The 2,771-nt window shown below is 63.9% G+C and carries 4 protein-coding genes; all 4 read right to left on the bottom strand.

Features of this window, described 5'->3' with window-relative positions; all coding sequences use genetic code 11:
• The coding region (gene hemC, locus AC2VNK_RS02460) for a hydroxymethylbilane synthase (RefSeq protein ID WP_486882680.1) at window positions 1–861 on the bottom strand (861 nt) is incomplete at its 3' end.
• 92 nt (window positions 862–953) lie between these two features.
• On the bottom strand, window positions 954–1,244 hold the full coding sequence (locus AC2VNK_RS02455) for a ComEA family DNA-binding protein (protein WP_291520422.1): 291 nt from the start codon (window positions 1,242–1,244) through the stop codon (window positions 954–956).
• A gap of 13 nt (window positions 1,245–1,257) precedes the next feature.
• Window positions 1,258–1,653: an HIT family protein gene (locus AC2VNK_RS02450; RefSeq protein WP_486882679.1), complete on the bottom strand. Its 396-nt coding sequence runs from the start codon at window positions 1,651–1,653 to the stop codon at window positions 1,258–1,260.
• On the bottom strand, window positions 1,650–2,771 hold a 1,122-nt coding region (gene hemL, locus AC2VNK_RS02445), incomplete at its 5' end, for a glutamate-1-semialdehyde 2,1-aminomutase (RefSeq protein WP_486882678.1). The genes hemL and AC2VNK_RS02450, both read right to left, overlap by 4 nt.

Raw genomic sequence — 2,771 nt, 5'->3', positions numbered from 1 at the left:
GACGGCCATGCCGAGGGCAACAGGGTCGCTGCCCTTCGCCTCGGCATGGAGCACCCGGCGGCCATCCGGGGTGGCGACCAGCCCACGCAGGAGCATCTGCGGCCCCTGCCATTGGGCCAGCGCTGCCACCGGCAGCCGGCAATCCCCGCCCAGCACCCGATTCATACTGCGCTCTGCCAGCACGCAGTCGTGGGTATCGGCATCGGCCAGAGGAGCCAGCAGTTCCCGGGTCCGCCGGTCGTCGCTGCGCGCCTCAATGCCTATGGCCCCTTGCCCCACGGCAGGTAGAGAGCAGTCGATGTCCAGCAGATGGGTGATACGATCCGGCAAACCCAGGCGTTTAAGGCCCGCGGCGGCGAGGATGATCGCCTCATAATGGCCCTCATCCAGCTTGCGCAGGCGCGTAGCGACATTGCCGCGCAAGTCATCGACCCGCAGATGGGGGTAGCGCTCCAGTAATTGCGCCCGCCGCCGCAGGCTGGAACTTCCTACCCGAGCGCCCTCCGGCAGGGCATCAGGGTGTAGAAAGGCATTGCTGACGAAGGCATCCCGGACATCTTCCCGGGCCATGATGGCGACCATCTCCAGACCTTCAGGCTGTTGTGCAGGCACATCCTTCATGGAGTGCACGGCAATGTCCACCCGCTGCTGCTGCAGGGCATCCTCGACTTCCTTGACGAAGAGGCCTTTACCGCCCAGCGCATGCAGGGGCGCATCCAAAAGAATGTCGCCGCTGGTGGTCATGGTGATGATTTCGACCGTCATTCCCGGATGATGCCGCAACAGGGCGGCGCGGACATGCTCTGCCTGCCAGACGGCCAGCGGGCTGGCACGGGTACCAATGCGAAGATGGTGCGGCATATCTGGTCGGCGGCTCTAAGGATGATCGGGAGAAGAATAGGCTATTCACCTTAACAGCGCGGTTTTTCCTGTCAAGGGCGATTCGGCAAAACTCAGCGCGAAATGGGGGTCACCACCACCCTCTCGCGCAGTCGCTGCGCCATCTTGGGACCAACAACCGCAGCAAGGGAGGCCGGGCCGGGAAAGGGGCCGTGCGCCTCCCGGAAAGCGACCATCGCGGCGGCGCGTTTTTCGCCAATACCGTGCAGACAACGCAACTGGGCCACATCGGCGTGATTGATGTCGACGGGAGCCGGACAATCCTTAGCGGCGGCCAGCGCCCCACCGCTCGCGCATATCGTGCACAAGGCCGATAAAGGTAGCCACAGCCCCCTCCAGGACATTTTTAACAGACGCTTAGCCCCGCAACGCCGCGCGTATCTTATCCCCCATTGCCGCCAACTCCGCCGCCGGTGTATCTTTGGCATTGGCAAAATTCAGGTCGGGGATGGCATTCATGGGAATCAGGTGCACATGGGCATGCGGTACTTCCAGCCCCGCCACCATGACCCCGACCCGCTTGCAGCCGGTGACCTGCTCCAGCGCGGGCACTACGCGCCTGGCAAAGGGCAGGAGCCCGGCCAGGGTCTCGTCATCCAGCGTGAAAATATAATCATGCTCGATCTTGGGGATAACCAGGGTGTGCCCCGGCCGCACCGGGCGAATGTCGAGAAAGGCCAGATAACGATCATCTTCCAGCACTTTCTGCGCCGGAACTTCGCCGTTGATAATGCGGGTAAACAGGGTGCTCATGCGTCCTCCTTGAGGGTGGCCAAAACAGCTTCAGCGGCATCCAGGGTGGCCGCGATCTCGGCGTCGCCGTGGGCCGCCGAGAGGAAACCCGCCTCATAGGCACTGGGGGCGAGATACACCCCGCGCGCCAACAGGCCATGGAAAAAGCGGGCGTAGCGTTTACTGTCGGCGGCCATCACCGCATCAAAACCGCGCACCGGCCGTTCCGCGAAGAACCAGCCGAACATGGCCGGCACCTGATTGATCTGCATGGGTACGCCCGCGGCTTCCGCCCGCTCGGCCAAGCCCTTGCAGAGCACTGCCGTCTGCGCCGCCAGGCGCTCATGGAAACCGGGCACCGTCAGCAGCCGCAAGGTCGTAAGGCCGGCGGCCATGGCCACCGGATTACCGGACAGTGTCCCCGCCTGATACACCGGCCCGGTGGGTGCCAGATATTCCATCATTTCCCGCGGACCACCGACGGCACCCACCGGCAAACCACCGCCGATGATCTTGCCCAGCGTGGTCAGATCAGGCCGCACCCCGTAGAGTGCCTGCGCCCCGCCCACGGCCACCCGGAATCCGGTCATCACTTCGTCAAAAATCAGTACGCACCCGTATTGATCACAAACGGCGCGCAGCCCTTCCAGAAAGCCTGGCTCCGGCGGCACGCAACCCATATTGCCGGCCACCGGCTCAACAATGATGGTCGCGACATCAAAGCCGAAGCGCGCCATCATTTCCTCCACCGCGGGGAGGTCGTTATACGGCAGCACCAGGGTATTCTGACTCACCTCGCGCGGAACCCCCGCGCTGGAAGGCTGGCCAAGGGTCAGCGCCCCGGAACCGGCCTTGACCAGCAGACTGTCGCTGTGGCCGTGGTAATTACCCTCAAACTTGAGGATCTTGTCGCGCCCGGTGTAGCCGCGCGCCAGGCGAATGGCGGTCATCACCGCCTCGGTGCCGCTGGAAGTCATGCGCACTGACTCGATGCCCGGCACCAGCGCGCAGACCAGCTCCGCCATTTCCACCTCGATGGCAGTAGGTGCACCAAAACCAAGACCCTTGTTCACCTGCGCATGCACCGCCGCCAGCACTTCCGGATGGCCGTGGCCGTGAATCATCGGTCCCCAGGAACC

The sequence above is a fragment of the Acidithiobacillus sp. TH-A35 genome, from assembly GCF_057473505.1.
This window is presented reverse-complemented; position numbering and strand designations above follow the sequence as displayed.